The organism is Bilophila sp. T19-St14 (genome assembly GCF_059728385.1).
This window is the reverse complement of the sequence record NZ_BAAGFT010000001.1, coordinates 1,458,107-1,480,709: the sequence shown is the minus strand read 5'-3', so window position 1 is coordinate 1,480,709 and position 22,603 is coordinate 1,458,107. Positions and strand designations below refer to the sequence as shown.

The window sequence follows — 22,603 nt, the reverse complement described above, 5'->3', positions numbered from 1 at the left end:
CCCGCAAGGGGCGAGCCGCCCCTTGACCCGGCACGTTGTGGGCCGGGGCGGGATGGTGGTTGTTTCGTTCGCCCGGTATCGGGCTTTATGCGGCATGGCGATGAAACGGCAAGGCCGATTCATCGCCATGTGGAAAAAATTCCTTGCCCCATCCTTGGTGTTTTCTTTGCCTCAAAAGCTGAAAGTCTTAGGAGGATGAGGGGATGGGGTTTGGGGAAGGGGAGAAGGAAGCCCTTCTTCAGAAGGGTTCCTTCTCCCCTTCCCCAAGGGTACTCAGTTACATGCCCCAGCAGGCGAGGACGCCCTTGCGCCACGCGGCGAAGGCTTCCGCGAAGCTCTCCACGGGCAGCTCGCCCTTTTCGCCGGTCTTGCGGTTCTTCACTTCGACGATGCCGCGGGCGAGGCCCTTGCCTCCGACGACCACCTGCATGGGCAGCCCGATGAGGTCGGCATCCTTGAACTTCACGCCGGGGCGCTCCTCGCGGTCGTCAAGCAGCACGTCAAGGCCCATGCCGGTCAGCAGATCATACAGTTCGTCGGCTTTGGCGGCGGTGTCGGCGCTCTTGGGATCGAGGTTGAGGAGCTCAAGGTCGAACGGGGCGAGCGGCGGGGGGAAGGCGATGCCGTCGCCGTCGTTGTTCTGCTCGATGCAGGCCGCAACCACGCGGGAAACGCCGATGCCGTAGCAGCCCATGATGATGGTCTGCTCCTTGCCGTTCTCGTCGAGGTAGATGGCGTTGAGGGCGTTGGAATACTTGGTGCCGAGCTTGAAGACGTGGCCCACTTCGATGCCCTTGGCGAAGGCCACCGGCTTGCCGCAGCGGGGGCAGACGTCGCCTTCCGCGATGGAGCGCAGATCCGCATAGGCGAATGCCGGAACGTCGCGCTTGAGATCCACGTGCAGGATGTGGGTGTCGGCCTTGTTCGCGCCCGCGATCCAGTCCGTGCCGGCCATAAGCTCATGGTCGGCGACGATGGGGCCGGCGGTGAAGCCCACGGGCCCGGCGAAGCCTACCGGGGCGTTCGTCCACTGGGTCACCTGTTCGGGCGAGGCGAGAACCACTTCATCGGCCTTGAAGTAGTTCTTCAGCTTGATTTCGTTCAGCTCGCGGTCGCCGCGCACGAGGGCCGCGACGGGCTTGCCGTCCACCACATAGAGCAGCGTCTTGATGAGCTTCTGCGCGGGAACCTTGAGGAAGCCGCAGACTTCCTCGATGGTATGCTGATCCGGGGTGGTCACTTCCTCAATGGCGGCACAGGTTTCCTCACAGGCCTTGGCGGGCGCGAGGACGGCGGCGCGCTCAATGTTGGCGGACCAGTCGCACCCGGTGCAGTAGGCGATGGTATCTTCGCCGGTTTCCGCCAGCACCATGAACTCATGCGAGAAGTTGCCGCCGATGGAGCCGGAATCGGCCTCCACGGGGCGGAACTGCAACGCCATGCGGCTGAAAATCTTTTTGTACGCCTCGAACATCTTCTTGTAGCTGATGTCCGCGCCCGCGTCGTCCTTGTCGAAGGAATAGGCGTCCTTCATCAGGAATTCGCGCCCGCGCATCAGGCCGAAGCGGGGGCGGATCTCGTCGCGGAACTTGGTCTGGATCTGATACAGGTTCATGGGAAGCTGGCGATAGGAGCGCACTTCGCCGCGGATGAGGTCGGTGATGACTTCCTCGTGCGTGGGGCCGAGGCAGTAGTCGCGTTCGTGGCGATCCTTGAAGCGCAGGAGTTCCTTGCCGTAGTGTTCCCAACGCCCGGATTCGCGCCACAGGTCGGCAGGCTGCACGGTCGGCATGAGGACTTCCTGGGCGCCTGCCCGGTTCATTTCCTCGCGCACGATGTTCGCGGCCTTGTTCAGGGTCCGCAACCCCAGAGGCAGCCACGTATAGATGCCGGAAGTGAGCTTGCGAATCATGCCCGCGCGGATCAACAGTTTGTGGCTGATGACTTCAGCGTCGCCGGGGGCTTCTTTCAGAGTGGGGATGTACCATTGACTCCAGCGCATAAATGTACCTCAAAATGAAATAGGGAGCCCTTCGGGATGCGTTCGGGCTCTAAAGTGGGCAGGAGTGTAACCCCGAAGCGGCAAAAAGGCAAAAGATACCTGCCCATCCAACCCGGCGGTTTGGCTTTGAGGTGCGCCGCACCGGGCTGCGGCGCAAACGGGGCGGCAGATGAACAGTGGGAACGTGAATGGATGCCGCCATTCCGGGCATGGAGGGGTGTACTTCGACATCCTCGCCGCCGAAGCCGGACAGATACCGCCATCACGGAGTGTGGAGGATCGTGGCATCCCGTTCTCTCTTTTTTCCGCCTACCGCTGGCTATCCCGGAGCGGGAGGGCCGGGTCATCCGCGTATGCGCCACCCTAGCCAGTAAAGTGGCTATCCCGGAGCATGGAGGGGCGGGGGTGTACAACACGATACTTTCCGGTGTATTGGATTTGTTCGTTCCGCCCGGAAGGGCAGTAAAACGCTTTTGGGAGAAAACAATGATTGCAAGACAGTTCAGGGGATTCACCGCTGCCGCATATCTTATGCTTCTGGCGGCGCTTGGCATGCCGGTCGCTTCATGGGCATGGGAATCGGACGGGCCGCGCTTCAACATATACACGCAGGGCTATGAAAAGGCCGATGTGGACGAGGGCGGTTCGTATTCCAAGACGGAAACCGGCGTATCCGCGGGATACAAATGGTTCACGCTGTCCTACAAGCGTTCCGACTTCAGTTGGAGCGATTCCGATTCGGTGAATTTCAGCAAAAAGGACTCGCCGTGGGATCAGTTGAACAAGCTGACGCTGGATGCTTCGTTTAATGGCGTATTGAATGAGTCGGTGAGCTGGTTCGCGGGCGGCTCCATCATTTCCGGCTTTGAAGATCAGATTTGGGAGTCGTTTACGTTTGCGCCTCGCGGCGGCCTGACCTTTACGCCCACCTATGACCTGAAATTCCATGTCGGTGCGGCGGGCCTGATTTCTCCGGTGCGCCCGCTTGTCCTGCCTCTGGTCGGGGCTGAATGGCGCAGCGAGCACGATTATGGGCTGTCCGGCATCATAGGCTTCCCCGGCACGCGGGTGCAGTACCGTTTCAACGATCTGCTTGCGGCACGCATGGCGGCGAAGTGGGAGCGCGACATCTACCGCCTGTCCAACGACAGCAGCGTCGCCAAGAAGGGGTATGTGGAAGAGTCCGGCTATACGGGCGGCGCGTATCTCGACATCACGCCCCTTGCCGGCCTGAAGCTGACGGTTGGTGCCGAACTGTTGTTTGATCGCCAGCTCCGCCTGTATGACAAGGGCGGCGACGAGTTTTCCAAGACGGACGTGGATCGCTCCCTTGGCGCGGTCTTGCGGGCCAGCTACAGCTTCTAGGCAGTGTCGTCAATTGGATATAATCTATTGAAATTATTTATCTATTGTAAAGTCACAAAAAGATTGATTTCAATAGTTTAAACTAGTTGCATGTAACACGACGATACGGCCTAGGGCCTAGCCGATACAAAAAAAAAGAGCCGTTCCGGGGCATTCGCTCCGGGCGGCTCTTTACGTTTTCAACAACCTTTTTAAGGAATCCTCTTTCCAACTCCCCATCGCTTCTAGAGCTTCAATTCGGGCAAGCCCCCTTTAGGGGGATTGTCGTCGGAATAACCGAGGGAGGAGGGCGGGTCCATGCTCAAACCGTCGAGGGGGGAGGACGCTTTTTCGGCGGGTTCGGAAGCGCGATCCCATGCTTGGGAGGGGGCCTGTTTCTCTTCCGGGGGGTACGGCGGCTGAACGGTCAAGGGATTGACGGCGATGCTGGCTTCAAGCTGCTGGAGCGTAGCGATGCGCTTCTCCAGTTTGGCCAGCGTGGAAAGAATAGCGCCGTGCTCTTCGCGCATGGCCTTCAACATGCTGTCCTGATTGCGCAGAATACAGAAAAACATGAAGGCCAAACCTCCGAACAACACAACCTCGAAAGCCAGCAGCATAACCGTATCCTTTTTTCATGCGTGAAATGCGCGCCCCGGCCTTGCCCCTTGCGGAGTCGTGTCACTTCCAGTACCTGTAGGCGCATTGGCTTATCTCATAATACCCATTGACCGCAACCGCAAGGATCTTACATATGGCATCTCCCTCCATCCGCCCCCGTATGCTTGTCGCTGACGAGCAGGGGAATATTTATGATCATCCCGATTTTTTGCTCCTGTGCCGCCGGGGAGAGGAATGGAGCCTGCCCCGCCCCGATGAACTGATGCCTCTGCCTGATGAGAGCGAGCTGTTCCTGCTGCCCGGACGCCGGGCCGTGGGCTTGAACCCGGAAACCGGCGAAACCGAAGTCATGGAAGACTGGGCCGTTGCCGCCTTCGCCGCGCCCGCGCATACGCTGACGGCCCACCCGGTATATGTGACCGATGAAGGCGCGCCCATGCTGCCCCTGTTCGCGTATGGGGCGGTCGGATTCGCCAACGGGCGCTTCTATGTCTGCGCCAAGAAGGTGGATGAGGACGTGCGGCAGGTCTTCAAAGGGATTTCACGCGGCAAAATCGACCGTTCCGCCCGGAAGATCATGGAAGATTTCCCGAACAACAGGCTTATGCAGCACATTATGCAGAACTGTACGTTGCGTTACGGCTGTCCGGCGGCAAAGAACTTGAGCCTAGGCCGCTACGAAGCGCCGTTGCCCACGTCCCGCACCTGCAACGCCCGCTGCATCGGATGTATTTCACAGCAGGAGGAGGGCTCCAAGATTTGTACTACCCCCCAGTGCCGGCTGACCTTCACGCCCACGCCTGAGGAAGTGGTGGAGATCATGCGGTTCCACGCGAGCCGCGAGACGGAAAGGCCGGTCTTTTCCTTCGGGCAGGGCTGCGAAGGGGAGCCCTTGACCGAAGCGCCGCTGCTCATCGAGTCGGTGCGGCGGTACCGCGAGGCCGGAGGGCACGGCACAATCAACCTGAACTCCAATTCTTCCCGGCCGCAGGCCATTGCCGAGCTTGCGGAAGCGGGCTTGACTTCGCTGCGCGTGAGCCTCAACAGCGCCCGTCCCGAAGTGTACGAGCGGTACTACCGCCCGCGTGGTTATACGTTCGGTGATGTGCGGCAGTCGATCATAGAGGCCCGTTCGCGCGGTGTGCATGTCGCCGTGAACCTGCTGTATTTCCCCGGCATCACGGACACGGAAGAAGAAATTGAAGCCCTCATCGAGCTGTTCCAGTCCACCGGGATCAGCCTTGTGCAGCTTCGGAACCTGAACATCGATCCCGAATTTTACCCCTCGCTGCTTGAAGGGATTTCGTTCGGCCCGTCCGTAGGGTTGAACAACTTCCGCAAGCGCATCAGGCGGGCCTGTCCGTGGATTGCCTACGGCTATTTCAATCCTTATCTCGGCGACAAGGCCGACCTTGGGGATACGCCCATGCCCGGCGAGTGGAAGCCCGCCCAGCTTGAGGTTTCGGAAGCTGGAGAATAGGGCGGTAGGGGGATGAAGCATTGGGGAGGGGGAGGAGAAACTTTCTGGAGAAAGTTTCTCCTCCCCCTCCCCAAACCCCTCCCTCTCCTCTTCAAAGACTTTCGTGTTTATTGAATCCCCGTTCCCAGCGTTCCCTGAGTAATTTGGGGGGACGGCGTGCACGTCTGGGAGGGGAGGAAAGGAGAGAGGAAAGGGGTTTTAGTAAATGGGAGGTCGGGCAAGCGTATTGCCCGGCTTTTTTGTATGGCTCTGTCATAGTATGTGGTTGTTTTATCTCCACCGTACGGTGAAAATATGGCTTTTTTATCTGGTTTTTCCGTTGGCGGAGTCTATGGCTAAGGCATTTTGTTGGCTATTCCTTTGGAACTTTAAGGAAAAAGCATCAACCATTTTCTATGACACAGCCTTTTGTATTTGTAACGGAACTATCCTATAGTATTTTTTCTTTTCTTAGCGTTATTGAAATATCCTCCTTTTTAAAGTCTTCCGTGTTTATTGAATCCCTGTTCCCAGCGTTCCCTGAGTAGTTGTTTTGGGGCGGTGTACACATCTAGGAGGAAGGCGGAAGGAGGAAGGGGGTTTTTAGTAAATGGGAGGCTGGGCAAGGGCATTGCCCGTTTTTTTGTATTTATAACGGAACTATCCTATCCAACAGTATTTTTTCTTTTCTTAGCGTTATTGAAATATCCTCCTCTTCAAAGTCTTCCGTGTTTATTGAATCCCTGTTCCCAGCGTTCCCTGAGTAGTTGTTTTGGGGAGGTGTACACATCTGGAAGAAGGGCGGAAGAAGGAAGGGGTTTTTAGTAAATGGGAGGTCGGGCAAGAGTATTGCCCGGCTTCCTTTGCATTTGTAACAGGAGCCTCCTGCACTTCCTATTTTTATAGCTTTATTGAAATAGCTTAAAAGGCTTTATTAGAGCAATTGATTGATGTTTTATTTGGTGTTGTGCCATAGGAAACGGTTGATGCTTTATTTCTTGAAACTCTCAAGAAATAACCGATAAAATGCCCAATCATGGAGTCTACTAGCGGAAAAATTGGAAAAAATAATATTTTCCCCGTTTGTGGGTATGGAACGACTGCACTTTATGACAGGCTTTATTGAAAATTCAATAAAGATCAATAGAATGCTTCATGTATGGAGTTGGGCAACGGAAAAACTACGGAGTACGGAATACTTACTATACCCTATGAATGGGGCGAGCATATTCTATGGCAAAATCAAGAAGAATGAATATAGCGGAAAAGTTGAAGAAATACTGAAAAGGGGACGGTACTCCTGAAAACGGGAAAGCCGCCATGAGGGATTCGATAAGGTCGAAAGTCTTGGGAAGGAGAGGGGAGGGGCCGGGGAGGGGAGAGGGAACCTTTCTCCAGAAAGGTTCCCTCTCCCCTCCCCGATTGAATCCCCTATTGCTTGTTCCTTCTCCCAAAACGGCGGACGGCGTTCCAGCGCTTGCGGATCGGCGCCGTGCGCATGTATCCGGCGGCGATACAGATCAAAAGGAGCGCTTCGGCGGCGAACGTGCGGAACAGGCGTGCGGCGTCGGCGGCGTAGTCGGAAGACGTCCAGAGCACGGGATCGGAAGGGTCCATGTGGTAAATCAACAGGCCGAGCCCGGCGGAGCAGACCAGAACGCTGACGATGGCGAACAGCCAGCTGGGGGTGAGGTGCAGCTTCCACAAGGAAGACGGGCGACAGCACTTCCTCCGTATGGCGAGGACGGACATCAGGACGATGAGCGACATCAGGGCCACGAACCAGCTCAGGGAATGCAGCAGGGGGCCGATGATCCCGATGCACAGCATGGCGATGGTCAGCCGGAAGGCGGCGCGCTGCCGGTGCTGTATGCCGCGTGTGAGGAACAGCAGCATGACCCCGGCGACGCCTGTCGCCATGCTGGCGGACTCGACGATGCCGAGCGGGATCCACTCCCTGATCTGCGAGAGCCGTTCGGGGCTGACGGGCAGGACGACGTAGAAGCACAGGATGGCTCCGATGCCGAACACCGCGCTCGCCATGATCGTGGGCGCGAAGGCCCGCATCCAGCGCCCGGCATCGTGCAGCACGCCGGATTCCTGCATGGCCTGCTGGCGGACTTCGTAGACGGCGAAGATGACCGCAGCCAGCAGCAGCGGCAGCAGGTAGTAAATGACGCGGAAGCAGAGGAGGGCCGCGAAAACGGCCTGCGGCGAGGCCGTGGTCAGGTGCAGGATGACGACTTCCAGCACGCCCGCGCCGCCGGGGACGTGGGTCAGCACCACGGCCACCATCGCCATCAAATAGGTGGGCAAAAACTGGAGGAAGGAAACGTGTGCATCCGGGGGAAGCAGGGTGTACAGGCAGGCCCCCGCCGCGACGAGGTCGGCCCCGGCCACCACAGCCTGGGCGACGGCGATTTTGAAGGGCGGGAACGAGAATTCCTTGCCGAAGATGTGGATGGGCTTATGGATGAATTTGCAGACGACCAGATAGCTGACGGCAATAAGGAACAGGATGGCTCCGAGGGGGCGGATGTCCAGCGGCATATGCATGCCCAGTTCCGGCGGGATCTCCGGCGGCGCGATCATGAAAATCGCCCCGACGAGCCCAAGCGCCCCGACCCAGAAGGTGATGGCGAGCATCAGCACCAGCCTGACGATGTCCATTGGGGAAAAGCCCCAGCTTGAATAGAAACGGAAGCGCACCGTACTGCCGCCGAGCAGCGCGCCGAAATTGTAGCTTACGGCCTGCCCGACGAAGGAAACAAGCGACACGCGGGAAACGGGGAGGGTCTTGTGGATGCCTTTGAGCGCCAGCCAGTCATAGCCGATCAGGATGATATAGTTGATGATGGCGAGCAGGACGGACAGGATGATGCTTCCCGTGGAAATCTGGGCGAGGCTCATGCGGATATCCGCGAGGCTGTATTTGCTGATTTCCCTATAGAGAAGATAGACCGCACCCAAGAAGATGCAGCCGACGAGGACGGGGCCCAAGGCGCGCAGCAGCCGTTTCAGAGCGAGTAGAAGTTGTTTCAGCATCATGTCTCCGACATAGACGGTTTGCGGAACGGGGACGGGATCTCCGGAACGGAAGAATGGATTCCGCTCTTTCTTGATACCTGCTCATCCCTCTTGGCGCAAGGTGGCTGTCCGAAAAGAGCGTTGATTTCCCGCCGCGGTTTTCCCGGTGGCTTGACCTATCCTCCGGGATGGACTACTTTGGCACCGTGGCAATCGCACTGAAGCTCCACCCATCGCGCAGCGACGGGGGGTGTTTTTTTTTGTATCGGGCGATTTCCGCAAGAATATTCAGGAGATTTCAACATGAGCAGTATCCCCATTTCCAAAGAAGGTTTCCAAGCCCTTGAACAGGAGCTGGACCGTCTGAAGAAAGAGCGTCCTCACGTTATCCAGGCCATTAAGGAAGCCCGCGAAGAAGGCGATTTGAAAGAAAACGCCGGCTATGACGCAGCCCGCGAACGCCAGGGGATGCTTGAAGCCCGCATCAAGTACATCGAATCGCGCATGGCGCTGTTCAATGTGATAGATCTTTCGACCCTTTCCAGCGAAAAGGCCATCTTCGGCGCGACCGTGACCGTGGAGGATGCGGATACCGGCGAAGAACGCGAGTTCACGCTGCTCGGCCCGGACGAGGCCGACTATGCCAAGGGGACCATTTCCATCCAGTCCCCCGTCGGCATGGCCCTGCTCGGCAAGGAAGTCGGCGACGAAATCACGGTCAACGCCCCGCGTGGCCGGATCAACTACGAGATCATCGACATCCAGTTCAAGAAAAAGACCGCCTGATTCCCATCCCTGCCAGGGGACTGGTGTTTCCCCCGTGCGAGTTGCCGCCCCGGCCGAAACGGCCTGGGCTGTTCCCCGATTCGTACACGCGAACCGGAAACCGGCAGGCGCTGCGGGGGAGACCCATCATATGCACTATGCCCCTTGGACTTTCTGCATCCTGACCTTCGGCTGTAAGGTCAACCAGTACGAATCCCAATCCGTGCGTGAGGCATGGCAGCGCATGGACGGCGCGGAGACGGACGTGCCCGCCGAGGCGGACGTGATCCTCCTCAATACGTGCGCCGTCACCGCCAATGCCGTGACCGACGCACGGCAGGCCGTACGCCGCCTCCAGCGCGAAGCGCCCGGCGTGCCCGTCGTCATCGCCGGGTGCGCCGCCGAGGTGGCCCGCAGGCAGCTTGCAGCCCTGCCCGGCGTGCTCCGCGTTGTGGAGCAGGATCATAAATCCCGGCTGCTCGACGCGCCGCCGCTCGTCCTTTTCGCTGGTGAGGAAGAGGGAGGCGCAGCGCCGTTCCCTTCAACCCCCGCCGAGGCCGCAGCCCGTGCCGCCACGCGTGACCGCACGTTCCCGCCTTTCCATATCGACGGGTTCCGCCGGGCCCGTCCCGTGCTGAAGGTGCAGGACGGCTGTTCGCACGGGTGCGCCTATTGCATCGTCCCCCTGACGCGCGGCCCGGCCCGGAGCCGCCCCCCGAAGGAGTGCCTTGCCGAAATGCGCCGCCTGCTTGAGGCGGGCTATCGCGAGATCATGATTTCCGGCATCAACCTGCGCCAGTATGCCATGCGCAATGAGGGGTGCCGGGACTTTTGGGACTTGCTGTCGTATCTGGATCGTGAACTGGCCCCGGAGTGGGGGAGCGGCGCCCGGCCCGATCCGGCGCGTTTCCGTATCAGTTCCGTGGAGCCCGCACAGCTTACGGAACGGGGCATCGCCACGCTTGCCGAAACCCGCATGGTCTGCCCGCACCTGCACTTGTCGCTCCAGAGCGGGAGCGCGGACGTGCTGAAGGCCATGCGCCGGGGGCATTATACGCCGGAGGCGCTGCTTTCGGCGGTGGAGGGCGTAGCTAAGCTGTGGCCCCGTTTCGGGCTTGGGGCGGACATCCTGATGGGGTTCCCCGGAGAAACGGAATCGCACGTGTTGGAGACACTGGAAGTGGTGCGGAGCCTGCCGCTGACCTATGCGCACGTATTCCCCTATTCCGCGCGTCCGGGAACCGTGGCGGCGGAACTGCCGGATCAGGTTGGGAAGGCCGTCCGGCAGGAGCGTGCCGCCCGCGTACGCGCAGTGGTGGAGGCCAAGCGCGAAGCCTTTTGGACGGATACCCTTACGTGTGGGAGGCTGCTCGTGGCGCTGGACTGCAACGAGGATGCCGGAACCTCCTCAGGCCAGCACGGCGTGGACGAATGTTATGTGCCCTGCCGCCTGCGGACGCCGCTGCAGGGGGAAGGGCACACGCTGATCCCCGTGCGTCCGGTTTCCGCGGACAGGAAGGGGGTGCTCGTGGAACCCATCCTTCCGTGAGGGCCCCATTAAGATTGGTTGAATGGTCAATCTAAGAATTGTGCATTTTTGCAATCTTTTTTTAGAGGCGATGAAGGATAAGAAAGAACTTCGGGAAAGATTCCTGAAAAACTTTTATGCAAAAGATAGGCCTAAAATGTTCCTTTTTTGTAAAAAGAGGAGGAACACTCCCTGATAAAGTGCTTCCCGTTTTTTTCCATAAAGAAAAAGACTGGGAAGAAGATCAGAAAATTGATGAGAAGAAGGATAAAAATTCGGGAGGGCATTGACTTCCATTGTCGTGTCGGGCATGCTTCAGCCATGAGGAACCGCGTCGTTTCCAAGGTGTTTTGGAGATGGCCAAGCGCGGGAATACGGTGTCTTTTTTGATGAGGTTTATTTCATGGCTAAGTCTATCTATGTCGGCAACCTTCCTTGGTCCGCTACCGAAGAACAGGTTCAGAGCCTTTTTGCCGATTACGGCCCGGTCGTTTCTGTGAAACTCGTGAGCGATCGCGAAACCGGCCGTGCTCGTGGCTTCGGTTTTGTGGAAATGGAAGAACCCGGTGCTTCTGCTGCTATTGAAGCTTTGGACAACGCTAATTTCGGTGGCCGCACCCTGCGCGTCAACGAAGCCAAGCCCCGTGCCCCGCGTCCTCCGCGCTACTAGTTTGGCTTGATCCATCAGCGCCCCGATGTCCGCATCGGGGCGCTTTTTTTATGTCCGATCCACCCTCGGAGCGGCGGGCCGCGGCATGGGGTCGCCGCGGAAACGCACGTTTTGCGGAAGGCCGGAACATCTTCCCCCACCTTGAAAAGAGATGCGCGCGTCAGGTTGCCTTTGGGAGGGGCGGCGTGGGGGCCCTGCTGGTGGGGAAAAGGCTTTCAATGAATTGTTTCCGGCTGCTGGCAAAGGCTGTGCCGTAGGAAATGATGAAAGCCTTACTTTTGAAGCTCCAAAGGGGTGACCAATGGCTGTGTCATAGGAAATGGCTGGTGCTTTATTTTCTTTGAAATTCCAAAGGAAGAACAATACGAGACCCCAAATATGGAGCCCATCAATGGAAAAGGCTGGGGAAAATGTCCGTATTTTCACCATGCTGCGAATATAAAACAATCACATATCATGACAGGGCCTAACCAATAAAATGCCTCAACTATGGCGCCGGCCAACAAAAAAGCTGGAAAAAGGCCGCATTTCCATCATTACTGGGGGGATGGAGGGGCCACATCCTATGGCCGAGCCTTGGCAAAAAGGGGGCTCTGCCTGAGGGATAACGGGCTGGGAGATAGCTGTTTGTTGAGGGGCTGCCGGGTGTGGAAATGAAGCCCTGAATGCAGTCGCGTGGGGAAGGAAGATGCGGGCCTGAAAGCTGCACAGCGCCCCAGTGCGGCTTGTTATGAATTTTTTAGGCCCTGTCATAGCATGTGATGGTTTCATATTCACAGCACGGTGAACATACAGCCTTTTTCTCCAGTTTTCCCCTTGGCGGAATCCATAGCTGAGGCATTTTGCCGGTTATTCCTTTAGAACTTCAAGGGAAAAAGCATCAACCATTTTCTATGGCACAGCCGTTTTTCTAGATTGTGTTGTTGCTTTTGTATGTAATTATTTTAAATTATTAAAAATATTTTGTGATTTTGAAAATGGTTAAATAATTTTAATAGATTATATCTGATTGACGGCACGACCTAGCCCATGCCGTGAAAAATCATGTCTTCCGCGCCTGTCCGGGCTTATCCCGGAAGGGGCCGCTGCGTGGAACCCCATCCCCGTATGGATGGCCTTTCCATGTGTGCCCGGTCGCCTCCGTGCCCGTCCATTTGGGGTGCAGGGAATAAAACGGGTGGGGTGAGTCTTGCCGGACGTGCCGTTGTCCGTTATGAAGCATCAATCGGCGTGCTCCCACAGCGTTGGGATTGCCGCTCGGTGGAGCAGCCGTTACATTTGGATGTTGCCGGTGTTTGGGAAGATGGCATAAAACGGACAGGCCATAGTTTGCTGTTGGCGCACCGTTTGGGGAAAGACGCGTTCCCATGCGGCTGCGTGCCTCCCGGAACGGCGGTTCCGCTGCTTTTTCTCACGCTATTCCGATTTGTTGGATGATTCTAGTTTTCGTGAAAAAATGTGCATTTTCGGGGTAGCCAACCGGGGACATTTGGGTTAGTGAGAGTCGTGTTTGGTTAATCACTCAAAACTCCTTGATGACGCCGTACCGCGGCGGTGGCTATGGTGCCGCCCATGAAAGCGCATCCGGTCGAGGCTTCTTTTTCACCTCTCTTTTTGACGGTAAGGATTGAACATGTCTGTTCCTGGCAAAATGCACAGTTTTTTTGTTCCGGGCATTTCCCTGATCGGCGTGGGCGCGTGCCACGGTATCCCTCATTATGTCCGCACCTATCATATCACCAAGCCGCTGATCGTCACCGATAAGGGCATCGTGAACACAGGGATCCTCAAGATCATTACGGACATTCTGGACGGTGACAACATCCCGTACAGCATCTATGACAAGACCGTGCCGAATCCCACCGATGAAAACGTGACCGAAGGCGTCGCCCAGTATAAGGCCGACGGCTGCGACGGCCTGATTTCCATCGGCGGCGGCTCTTCGCACGACTGCTGCAAGGGCATAGGCATCCTGCTTTCCAACGGCGGCGCGATCTACCAGTACGAAGGCGTGGATAAGGTCAAGCACATGCTGCCGCACTACATCGCCATCAACACCACGGCGGGCACCGCTTCGGAGCTGACGCGCTTCTGCGTGATCACCGACAAGGAACGCCATGTGAAGATGTCCATTGTGGACTGGTTCCTGACCCCCAACGTCGCGGTCAACGACCCCGTCCTTATGGTCGGCATGCCTCCGGCCCTGACCGCCGCCACGGGGATGGACGCCCTGACGCACGCCATCGAAGCGTATGTGTCCACCAACACCACGCCGATGACGGACGCTTGCGCAGCGCAGGCCATCCGGCTGGTTTCCAAGTATCTGCGCAAGGCCGTGGCCAACGGCAAGGACATGGAAGCCCGCGAAGGCATGGCGTATGCCCAGTATCTCGCCGGGATGGCCTTCAACAACGCCGGATTGGGCTACGTGCACGCAATGGCGCATCAGCTTGGTGGCTTCTACAGCCTGCCCCACGGCGAGTGCAACGCCATCCTCCTGCCCCATGTGGAATCCTTCAACCTGATTTCCCGCCTTGACCGTTTTGTGCGCATCGCGCAGATGATGGGCGAGTGCACTGACGGCCTGTCCGAACGCGCCGCCGCTGAATTGGCGATTTCCGCCATTAAGACGCTGTCGAAGGACGTGGGCATCCCCACGACGATCACCGAGCTCGCCGCCCGGTATGTGAAGGCCATCGATCCCCGCGACATCCCCGCAATGGTCGGGCATGCCCAGAAGGACACCTGCGCCGCCACAAACCCGCGCACAATGAGCTTGGAGACCATCAGCCAGCTATACAAAGACGTTTTTTAGGAACCGGCAAGGCGCCCGTTTGTGAAGCGGGCGCCTTTGTTTTCTGGTTCCGCCCGCCTTCCCCGTTTCCCGAATGCAGCCGACAGGGGACGGGGTGCCTCTCATGCAAAAGTTTTTTTCCCGGTTTCTCAGGTGAGGGCCGGGATTTGTTTGGAATTGATGGGGAACGTATTTTTTGAAGGCCCTGTCAGGGGATGCGGCCGGTTTGTTTTTACAGCAGGGTGAATATACAGGATTTTTATACGCGGCCCTGTCATAGGATATGGTTGTTTTATCTCCACGGCATAGTGAAAATACGCTTTTTTTCAGCTTTTCCGTCGGCGGGCACTATGCCTGAGGCCTTTTATCCGGTATCTTTTGGGGGCTTCAAGGAATAAAGCTGCAATCGCTTCCTGCGGCGCGGCCTCAGGCGCCTTTTCGCGTATTCCCTTTTTCAGCGTGTCACGGAAACAGTGATGCAGCCTTATGCGCCTTTTCCTTGGCGGCTCCGCCATTGAGGTTTGCCGTTGATTGTTCATCGGGAAGTTCAAGAGGCTGTGCCGTGGGAAATGGCTGGTGCCTTATTTTTCAAAGATTCCAAGGGAATAACAAATAAAATGCCCCAGCCGCAGAGCCGTCAATGGAAAAATGAAAGAAAAGGCTGTGTCATAGAAAAAGGTTGATGCTTTTTTCCTTGAAGCTCCAAAGGGATAACCGGAAAAATACCTTGGCCGTGGATCCCGCCAAGGGGAAAAACGGAGAAAAGGCTGTATTTTCACCGCACTGTGGAGATGAAACAACCATCTACTATAACAGGGCCAAAGAAAAAGCCTCTATTTTCATCATACCGTGGAGATGAAACAGCCATATCCTCTGGCGGAGCCTTTCAAGAAAGGAAACGGGAATGGTTTGCCGTGGCAGGGTGTTGGGGAAAGGGCGGCTGGGCGCCGTAACGGGTTTTGGGGGAGGCGGATAGGGGCGTTGGATGAGAAAAGGCGCCGCTTCGCTTTTTTTCATGGCCTCTGTGCCTCCCGTTTGGGCATCCTGCATACGCAACCCTTTTGAAATGCAGATTTTTTAAAAGTATGCGCATACAGTTGAGCCGATATAATTTCTTGATGCCCCATAGTGTTTTCTGATACGGAATTGTTGACGCCGGAGACCCCCATAAGGAAAGCTTTTCCTGACAACCCGTCTGCCGTTGTCAAACGCTCAAAGAGAACTTACACTGTGCCCGAGGCTTGGCGGGGTTTGGCGCCGCCGGGCCATACGGAGGTAACTTTTGAATCAGTTTACGCGGAATCTTATGCTTTGGGGGGTCATCTCCCTGGCTATGGTCATTGTGTTCAACCTGTTTAGCCAGCCTCAGCACTCGTCCCAGCCGAGCGTGACGTATAGTGAATTCCTGCGTCAGGCCGCCAAGGGCGAAGTGTCCGAGGTGGTCATTCAGGGGAATACCCTTACCGGGAAGACGACCGACGGCAAATCGTTCCAGATTTACGTCCCTGACGATCCCGGCTTGGTGGACAAACTCATTGCCGAGAAGGTCGAAGTCCGGGCCGAGCCTGTCGAGGACTCCCCGTGGTATATGACCTTGCTGGTGTCGTGGTTCCCCATGCTGCTGCTTATCGGCGTGTGGATTTTCTTCATGCGCCAGATGCAGGGCGGGGCGGGCCGGGCCATGTCCTTTGGCCGTTCCCGGGCCCGCATGCTCAATCAGGAGCAGGGCAAGGTCACGTTCGATGACGTGGCCGGTGTGGACGAAGCCAAGGAAGAGCTTTCCGAAGTCGTTGACTTCCTTTCCAATCCGCGCAAGTTTACCCGCCTTGGCGGGCGCATCCCCAAGGGCGTCCTGCTCGTCGGCCCTCCCGGTACGGGCAAGACGCTGTTGGCCCGCGCCGTGGCTGGCGAGGCGGGCGTGCCGTTCTTCTCCATTTCCGGTTCCGACTTTGTGGAAATGTTCGTAGGCGTGGGCGCTTCGCGTGTCCGTGACCTGTTTGTGCAGGGCAAGAAAAACGCCCCTTGCCTCATCTTTATTGACGAAATCGACGCCGTGGGCCGTCAGCGCGGCGCTGGCCTCGGCGGCGGCCATGACGAGCGCGAGCAGACCCTGAACCAGCTCCTTGTGGAAATGGACGGCTTTGAGTCCAACGAAGGCGTCATCCTCATCGCGGCGACCAACCGCCCCGACGTGCTTGACCCCGCGTTGCTCCGTCCCGGCCGTTTCGACCGTCAGGTTGTGGTTCCCACGCCCGACGTGAAGGGCCGCCTGAAGATTCTTGAAGTGCATACCCGCCGTACGCCGCTGGATAAGCGCGTCAATCTGGAAGTCATCGCCCGCGGTACGCCGGGCTTCTCCGGCGCGGCGCTGGAGAACCTGGTCAACGAAGCGGCTCTTCAGGCCGCCCGCCTTGGTCAGGACACCGTGTTCATGCGTGATTTTGAATATGCGAAGGATAAGGTGCTGATGGGCAAGGAACGCCGCAGCCTTATCCTTTCCGACGAGGAAAAGCGGATCACCGCGTACCACGAAGGCGGCCACGCTTTGGTTGCCAAGCTGCTGCCCGGAACCGACCCCGTGCACAAGGTGACGATCATCCCCCGCGGGCGTGCGCTCGGTGTGACCATGCAGTTGCCGGAAGGCGATCGTCATGGCTATTCCAAGGCGTATCTCCAGAACAACCTGATGGTGCTGCTGGCCGGGCGCGTGGCTGAAGAAATCATTTTCGACACCATTACCACCGGTGCAGGCAACGACATCGAGCGCGCCACGGGTATGGCCCGCAAGATGGTTTGCGAGTGGGGCATGAGCGACGTCGTCGGCCCCATGACCATCGGCGAGCAGGGCGAAGAAGTCTTTATTGGCCGCGATTGGGGCCATGCGCGCAACTACAGCGAAGACACCGCCCGCATCGTGGATGCCGAAATCAAGAAGCTGGTGGAAACCGCGCGCGAGAACTGCCACAACCTGTTGCAGGAAAACATCAATCTCCTGCACGCGCTTGCCAAGGCCCTGCTCGATCGTGAGACCATCACCGGCGACGATATTGATTTGCTCGTCAAGGGCGAACCGCTGCCGCCTTTCGACGCGGACGAAGCCGCGAAGCGGGAACCGGCGGCCCCTACCCCTGCTTCCGCTGACGCGGAGGGGGAAACCTTCAAGCTGGAAGCGGAACCGTCCCATGATGAAGGGACGGGCGGGAAAACGCAGGACGAAACCAAACTGCAGTAAACGGTTTGCCCCGGCATCCTGCGGATGTCGGGGCATTCGGTTTTATGAGGACAACGTGAACAGCGAACGCAAATGGATTCTTCGAGGGGGGAGGGTGTTGAACCCTGCCCCCTTTTGTCTGATAGGCATTGTGAACGTAACGCCGGACTCCTTTTCCGACGGGGGGAAGTATATCGATCCGCGGAACGCCGTGGCTCATGGCCTCCGCCTGTTGGACGAAGGGGCCGGGATGCTCGATCTGGGGGCGGAATCCACCCGTCCTTTTGCCGAACCCGTGCCCGAAGGCGAGGAGATCGCCCGGCTCATGCCGGTCGTGGCGGGCCTTCGCGGGCAGCGGCCTGAGGCGATCCTTTCCGTGGATACGCTGAAGGCCGGGACGGCGCGGGCGGCTCTGGAAGGCGGCGCGGACATCATCAACGACGTGTCGGCTTGCGCGGCCGATCCAATGCTGCTCGACGTGCTTGCCGAATACAAGCCGGGATATGTGCTTATGCACAGTCAGGGTAGCCCGCGCGAGATGCAGGTGAACCCCCATTACGGGAACGTGGTGGAGGAGATCCTTGCCTTTTTTGAAAGAAATCTGGCGCGGCTGGTCAAGGCCGGCTTGCCGGAGGATCGGATAGTGCTTGATCCCGGCATCGGCTTCGGTAAGAATAAGGAGCACACCGTAGCTATCCTGAAAGGGCTGGAGCGGTTTGCTTCGCTGGGGCGTCCCTTGTATGTGGGGCTTTCCCGGAAATCCATGTTCCGGGAAATCCTTGGCCTTGAGCTGGAGCAGCGGGCCGAAGCCACGCGCATGGCTGTCGCGCTGCTGGCTGCGCGGGGAATCCCTTACCACCGCGTTCACGATATTGCCGGTTGCGCGCAGGCGCTGCGGCTTGTCGAAGCTATGACCCCTCTCGCCTGATCCTTCCGGCGCACCCTATAAAGCTCATTTTGGAGCCGGATCATGGATTTCCTGTCTTTTTATTGGCGTGACGTGCTGGATATCGCCCTCGTAACGCTGCTTTTATACCGCATCCTGCTTCTTATCCGGGGAACGCGCGCGTTTTCGGCGCTCATCGGTTTGGTCGTTCTGGTGGCGGTGTACGCCCTCTCGCACTTCGTCGGCCTCTATTCCCTGTCATGGCTGCTTGAGAATCTGTTCGGTTCGCTGTTCCTCGTCATCGTGATCCTGTTCCATGATGACATCAGGCAGGCTCTTGCCGCGATGGGGACGCAGTACCTTTCGTGGAAGAAGCGTCCCGCGCCTTCAAACATGGTCGGCGATCTCGTCTGGGTATGCCAGTACTTCGCCAAGCGGCGCATCGGGGCGCTCATCGTTTTGGAAGGCAAGGTGCAGCTCGGTGATATGATGAAGGGCGGGGTCGTGCTGGACGCCCGGATTTCCCGGGAACTGCTGCTGACCATTTTCTTTCCCAACACCGCGCTGCATGATGGGGCGGTGATCATCCGCAAAGGGCGCATCGCCGCGGCGGGGTGCATCCTGCCGCTGGCGCAGATGGATCGCCAGAATTTCGGCACGCGGCACCGTGCCGCGCTCGGCGCCACGGAAGTCAGCGATGCGACGGTCATCGTCGTTTCGGAAGAGCGCGGCGAAGTGAGCGTGGCCTCCAAGGGCCACTTGGCGGTTATGCCGGATGCCGAACAACTGAAAGAGACGCTGAACAATGTTATCGAACACTGAAGAACCCCAGAAGGGCAACTGGCGCTACCTCTTGGTGGCCTTCCTCCTTGCCCTCGGGTTGTGGTATACGCTCAATGCGCGTGAGCAAATCGAGCGCGTGGTCGAGGTGCGCCTTGATTACAAGGGGCTGCCGCCCGGCTTGATCGTGACGGGGGGCCAGCTCAACAGGATCAGCGTGCGCCTTCGCGGGCCGCAGGAATTGCTGCGCTCCATGACCAACCGGGAAATCTCATATACGATGGATCTGTCCGGCGTGACGCCGGGCAAGAACGTCATCCCGCTGACGACGGGGGAAAGCAAGCCGCCGGAACTGCGGGCCTATGAAGTGCTTGAGGTCACGCCGTCCCGGATGATCCTTGAAGTGGACAAGATCATGGAGGCGAACCTGCCCGTCAAGGTGGCGCTGAGGGCCTCGCCCGCGGCCTCGTCGGTGCGGCTGAAGGATTTGGTGGTCGAGCCGCCGCAGGTGACCGTACGCGGCCCGGCAAGCGTCATTTCGTCCATGAAGGAGATTCAGGCGGAGATCCCGGTGGATCTTGCGGCGGAAGGAAAGGCCGTCTCGGAAGATGTCCCGCTGCTTGCGCCGCCCGCTGTGGAGCTCAATCCGCAGGTCGTTAAGGTGACGTGGAAAATCGATGTGAAGAGGCGTACCCTGAGTTTGCAGCGTGACATTATCTTTGAGGGTGAGAACCCCAATGTAAACGCCCAGCCTTCACGGGCGAACCTCATGGTTTCCGTCCCTCAGGGGATGGTCAGAGATGCCGGGTACCTTGCGCAATTTCAGGTTTCCGTCCCCGCCGACACGGCGATGCCTGCGGAGGACGGGGCTGTGAGCGCGCCTCTTCAGGTGGCCGTGCCCCCAGGCGGGCGCGTCCTGAAAATCAGCCCGGAAACCGTGTCGGTTTCCCGGCATCCGAGCGAATAAGCGGTCTGTTCCGTTGTTTTATAACAAAAGATTTTGGAGTAGTTGATGAGCGTTCGTCTTTTTGGGACTGACGGGATGAGGGGCCGGGTCAACAAGTACCCCATGACGCCGGAAGTGGCCTTGCGTCTGGGGCTTGCCGCGGGCACGTTTTATCGGGATAAAAACCGCCGCAGCCGCGTGGTCATCGGTAAGGATACCCGCCTTTCGGGATACGTGTTTGAGAACGCGCTGGCGGCGGGCCTGCTGGCTGCGGGGATGGACGTCTTTCTCGTCGGCCCGCTGCCCACTCCTGCGATCTCCTTCCTCACGACCAACATGCGGGCGGATGTCGGCGTGGTCATCTCCGCGTCGCATAACCCATTCAGCGACAACGGGATCAAGTTTTTCGACGCCGAAGGGTTCAAGATCCCGGATGCCGATGAAGATCGCATGACGGAAATGGTGCTGGATCCGAATTTCGACTGGAATTATCCCGATCCCGCGAACACCGGCCGCGCCTATAAGATCAAGGACGCTCCGGGCCGTTACATCGTGTACCTCAAAAACAGTTTCCCCGCGCACCTGTCCCTTGAAGGGCTGCGTGTGGTTCTTGACTGCGCTAATGGGGCCAATTATAGGGTCGCGCCGCTGGCCCTTGAGGAGCTGGGCGCCGAAGTCGTCAAAATCGGCACGGAACCCAACGGGCTGAACATCAACTACCGCTGCGGTTCCCTGTATCCTGAGGCGGTGGCCGCAAAGGTTCGTGAGACGCGGGCCGATATCGGCCTTGCTCTGGACGGCGACGCCGATCGCCTCATCGTGGTGGACGAGAAGGGCACCGTTCTGGACGGCGACCAGATCATGGCCCTGTGCGCGCAGGATCTCATGCAGCAGGGCAAGCTTCCGGGCAACATCCTTGTGGCTACGGTCATGAGCAATATGGCGCTTGAAGTGTTCATGAAGGAGCGGGGCGGCACGCTTATCCGCACCAACGTGGGCGACCGCCATGTCGTGGCGGCCATGCGCCAGCAAGGGGCCCTTCTTGGCGGGGAACAGTCCGGCCATCTTATTTTCCGTGAATACAGCACGACCGGAGACGGCCTCCTCGCCGCCCTCCAGATCCTGCGGATCATGCGCCAGCAGGGGCGTCCCCTGTCCGAACTTGCCGGGCTGCTCATTCCCTACCCGCAGGAGCTTCGGAATGTGCATGTCGAACACAAGGTTCCCTTTGAGGAAAATTCGGAAATCGCTGACGCCATCGCCCGTATTGAGGAAGGGCTTGAAGGCCGTGGGCGCGTGCTGCTGCGCTATTCGGGCACGGAGCCGTTGTGCCGGGTCATGGTTGAAGGGCAGGATGCGGACAAGGTGCGCGTGTATGCCAACGAGCTTGCCGGGATCGTGGAAAAAGCGCTCGGATAGGGGAAATTGGGGGCTTCGTGTGCCTTGCGGCGTGTTCCAATAGAAATGTGGAGGGCAGATTCCCGTTGTCCTTTGGAAGAGAATAGCCCTCAATGGAACGGTGTTGCCGGAAACAAGCCGTGTGCTTGCCCGATACATGCAGGGCCGGTATTTTGTTGCCATGAGGCATTCCTTCCGAATGGGGGGAATGAGCGGTAAGGATGGGGCGCGGGGAAACGCCCAAAAGATTCCTGAGAGGGAAAGGGGCCGCATGAATATTCGTAAGGTCGTCATTCCGGTTGCCGGTTGGGGGACGCGTTCTTTGCCCGCCAGCAAGAATATTCCCAAGGAAATGCTGCCGGTCTACAACAAGCCCGTTGTGCAGTACGTTGTGGAAGAGGCTATCCGTGCCGGTGTGGAAGACGTCATTTTTGTGACCAACCGCGACAAGAGCGTCATTGAAGACCACTTCGACTATAACCTTCAGCTTGAGGGCGTTCTGGAACGCGCCGGAAAGCTGCAAATGCTCAAGGAAGTCCGTGATGTGGCCGAGATGGTCAACATCATGTCCGTCCGCCAGAAGAAACAGCTTGGCCTTGGCCATGCTGTGCTGTGCGCCAAGGAGATGGTACGTGACGAACCCTTTGCGGTCATGGTCGGCGACGACTTCATGATCGGTGATGACGCGGGGCTGGCGCAGCTTGTCCAAGTGGCGTCCGAACACGGCATGCCGGTTATCGGGGTCATGGAAGTGCCCGCGGACAAGGTGAACCGTTACGGCATCGTCATGGGTGAGGAAATCACCCCCGGCGTCTACAACATCACGGATATGGTGGAGAAACCAGCCATAGGCACGGTGGATTCCCGCCTCGCCATCGTGGGGCGCTATGTGCTGACCCCGGATATCTTTGAGCATCTTGCACGGGTAAAGCCCGGACACGGCGGCGAGATCCAGCTTACCGACGCGCTGGCCTCCCTAACCCGGGAACGGGGCATGCTGGCTGTGAAGATGGGAGGCATCCGTTTCGACGCCGGGGATTGGGTGGATTATTTGACGGCCAACGTCTACTTCGGGCTGCGCGATGAAAAACTGCGCGACGGCCTGAAGGCCCGGCTGCGCGAACTGCTCGGCTAGGCATTGCAGGCAACGTTTGATAAACAGGGGAAACCGT

Annotated in this window: 16 protein-coding genes; 13 read left to right on the top strand and 3 right to left on the bottom strand. The window is 58.3% G+C overall.

Features of this window, described 5'->3' with window-relative positions; translation table 11 throughout:
- Window positions 1-277: 277 nt before the first annotated feature.
- Window positions 278-2,002: a proline--tRNA ligase gene (locus tag AC6I1V_RS06460; protein WP_486854521.1), complete on the bottom strand. Its 1,725-nt coding sequence runs from the start codon at window positions 2,000-2,002 to the stop codon at window positions 278-280.
- 486 nt (window positions 2,003-2,488) lie between these two features.
- On the opposite strand from AC6I1V_RS06460, the gene AC6I1V_RS06455 reads away from it, so the two are divergent.
- The gene (locus AC6I1V_RS06455) at window positions 2,489-3,367 is read left to right on the top strand and encodes a hypothetical protein (RefSeq protein WP_486854522.1); all 879 of its coding nucleotides are present in this window, start codon (window positions 2,489-2,491) and stop codon (window positions 3,365-3,367) included.
- A 224-nt stretch (window positions 3,368-3,591) separates the two neighbouring features.
- On the opposite strand, the gene AC6I1V_RS06450 is transcribed toward AC6I1V_RS06455, so the two are convergent.
- Window positions 3,592-3,966, bottom strand: a complete 375-nt coding sequence (locus AC6I1V_RS06450; RefSeq protein ID WP_486854523.1) for a hypothetical protein — start codon at window positions 3,964-3,966, stop codon at window positions 3,592-3,594.
- Between the two features lie 134 nt (window positions 3,967-4,100).
- Here AC6I1V_RS06450 and AC6I1V_RS06445 point away from each other — a divergent pair, with 134 nt between their 5' ends.
- The gene (locus tag AC6I1V_RS06445; protein ID WP_308771878.1) at window positions 4,101-5,447 is read left to right on the top strand and encodes a radical SAM family protein; all 1,347 of its coding nucleotides are present in this window, start codon (window positions 4,101-4,103) and stop codon (window positions 5,445-5,447) included.
- Between the two features lie 1,410 nt (window positions 5,448-6,857).
- On the opposite strand, the gene AC6I1V_RS06440 is transcribed toward AC6I1V_RS06445, so the two are convergent.
- Window positions 6,858-8,471: a lysylphosphatidylglycerol synthase transmembrane domain-containing protein gene (locus AC6I1V_RS06440; protein WP_479859214.1), complete on the bottom strand. Its 1,614-nt coding sequence runs from the start codon at window positions 8,469-8,471 to the stop codon at window positions 6,858-6,860.
- Between the two features lie 285 nt (window positions 8,472-8,756).
- Here AC6I1V_RS06440 and greA point away from each other — a divergent pair, with 285 nt between their 5' ends.
- The 11 genes from greA (at window position 8,757) to galU (ending at window position 22,566) form a co-directional block, all read left to right on the top strand.
- Window positions 8,757-9,239 (top strand): transcription elongation factor GreA, encoded by a 483-nt coding sequence (gene greA / locus AC6I1V_RS06435; protein ID WP_302553403.1) that lies wholly within the window; start codon window positions 8,757-8,759, stop codon window positions 9,237-9,239.
- Window positions 9,240-9,369: 130 nt separating this feature from the next.
- Window positions 9,370-10,767, top strand: a complete 1,398-nt coding sequence (locus AC6I1V_RS06430) for a MiaB/RimO family radical SAM methylthiotransferase (protein ID WP_486854964.1) — start codon at window positions 9,370-9,372, stop codon at window positions 10,765-10,767.
- A gap of 116 nt (window positions 10,768-10,883) precedes the next feature.
- The gene (locus AC6I1V_RS06425; RefSeq protein ID WP_302553401.1) at window positions 10,884-11,036 is read left to right on the top strand and encodes a hypothetical protein; all 153 of its coding nucleotides are present in this window, start codon (window positions 10,884-10,886) and stop codon (window positions 11,034-11,036) included.
- A 113-nt stretch (window positions 11,037-11,149) separates the two neighbouring features.
- On the top strand, window positions 11,150-11,416 hold the full coding sequence (gene rbp / locus AC6I1V_RS06420) for an RNA-binding regulator (protein ID WP_005025453.1): 267 nt from the start codon (window positions 11,150-11,152) through the stop codon (window positions 11,414-11,416).
- 1,633 nt (window positions 11,417-13,049) lie between these two features.
- Complete coding sequence (locus AC6I1V_RS06415) at window positions 13,050-14,231, top strand: iron-containing alcohol dehydrogenase (protein ID WP_302553400.1); 1,182 nt, start codon at window positions 13,050-13,052, stop codon at window positions 14,229-14,231.
- Window positions 14,232-15,492: 1,261 nt separating this feature from the next.
- Window positions 15,493-17,442: an ATP-dependent zinc metalloprotease FtsH gene (gene ftsH / locus AC6I1V_RS06410; protein ID WP_486854607.1), complete on the top strand. Its 1,950-nt coding sequence runs from the start codon at window positions 15,493-15,495 to the stop codon at window positions 17,440-17,442.
- 55 nt (window positions 17,443-17,497) lie between these two features.
- The gene (folP, locus tag AC6I1V_RS06405; protein ID WP_302553398.1) at window positions 17,498-18,349 is read left to right on the top strand and encodes a dihydropteroate synthase; all 852 of its coding nucleotides are present in this window, start codon (window positions 17,498-17,500) and stop codon (window positions 18,347-18,349) included.
- Between the two features lie 42 nt (window positions 18,350-18,391).
- Window positions 18,392-19,129, top strand: a complete 738-nt coding sequence (cdaA, locus tag AC6I1V_RS06400) for a diadenylate cyclase CdaA (protein ID WP_302553397.1) — start codon at window positions 18,392-18,394, stop codon at window positions 19,127-19,129.
- Complete coding sequence (locus AC6I1V_RS06395) at window positions 19,113-20,054, top strand: CdaR family protein (protein WP_302553396.1); 942 nt, start codon at window positions 19,113-19,115, stop codon at window positions 20,052-20,054. Before cdaA ends, AC6I1V_RS06395 begins: the two co-directional genes overlap by 17 nt.
- A gap of 45 nt (window positions 20,055-20,099) precedes the next feature.
- Complete coding sequence (glmM, locus tag AC6I1V_RS06390) at window positions 20,100-21,452, top strand: phosphoglucosamine mutase (protein WP_486854608.1); 1,353 nt, start codon at window positions 20,100-20,102, stop codon at window positions 21,450-21,452.
- Window positions 21,453-21,702: 250 nt separating this feature from the next.
- On the top strand, window positions 21,703-22,566 hold the full coding sequence (gene galU, locus AC6I1V_RS06385; RefSeq protein WP_482330422.1) for a UTP--glucose-1-phosphate uridylyltransferase GalU: 864 nt from the start codon (window positions 21,703-21,705) through the stop codon (window positions 22,564-22,566).
- Window positions 22,567-22,603 lie beyond the last annotated feature (37 nt).

Excerpts from the sequence above, each read along its gene's own strand:
- AC6I1V_RS06460 (WP_486854521.1), bottom strand. The coding sequence starts at position 2,002 with ATGCGCTGGAGTCAATGGTACATCCCCACTCTGAAAGAAGCCCCCGGC.
- AC6I1V_RS06455 (WP_486854522.1), top strand. The coding sequence starts at position 2,489 with ATGATTGCAAGACAGTTCAGGGGATTCACCGCTGCCGCATATCTTATG.
- AC6I1V_RS06450 (WP_486854523.1), bottom strand. The coding sequence starts at position 3,966 with ATGCTGCTGGCTTTCGAGGTTGTGTTGTTCGGAGGTTTGGCCTTCATG.
- AC6I1V_RS06445 (WP_308771878.1), top strand. The coding sequence starts at position 4,101 with ATGGCATCTCCCTCCATCCGCCCCCGTATGCTTGTCGCTGACGAGCAG.
- AC6I1V_RS06440 (WP_479859214.1), bottom strand. The coding sequence starts at position 8,471 with ATGCTGAAACAACTTCTACTCGCTCTGAAACGGCTGCTGCGCGCCTTG.
- greA (WP_302553403.1), top strand. The coding sequence starts at position 8,757 with ATGAGCAGTATCCCCATTTCCAAAGAAGGTTTCCAAGCCCTTGAACAG.
- AC6I1V_RS06430 (WP_486854964.1), top strand. The coding sequence starts at position 9,370 with ATGCACTATGCCCCTTGGACTTTCTGCATCCTGACCTTCGGCTGTAAG.
- AC6I1V_RS06425 (WP_302553401.1), top strand. The coding sequence starts at position 10,884 with ATGCAAAAGATAGGCCTAAAATGTTCCTTTTTTGTAAAAAGAGGAGGA.
- rbp (WP_005025453.1), top strand. The coding sequence starts at position 11,150 with ATGGCTAAGTCTATCTATGTCGGCAACCTTCCTTGGTCCGCTACCGAA.
- AC6I1V_RS06415 (WP_302553400.1), top strand. The coding sequence starts at position 13,050 with ATGTCTGTTCCTGGCAAAATGCACAGTTTTTTTGTTCCGGGCATTTCC.
- cdaA (WP_302553397.1), top strand. The coding sequence starts at position 18,392 with ATGGATTTCCTGTCTTTTTATTGGCGTGACGTGCTGGATATCGCCCTC.
- AC6I1V_RS06395 (WP_302553396.1), top strand. The coding sequence starts at position 19,113 with ATGTTATCGAACACTGAAGAACCCCAGAAGGGCAACTGGCGCTACCTC.
- glmM (WP_486854608.1), top strand. The coding sequence starts at position 20,100 with ATGAGCGTTCGTCTTTTTGGGACTGACGGGATGAGGGGCCGGGTCAAC.
- galU (WP_482330422.1), top strand. The coding sequence starts at position 21,703 with ATGAATATTCGTAAGGTCGTCATTCCGGTTGCCGGTTGGGGGACGCGT.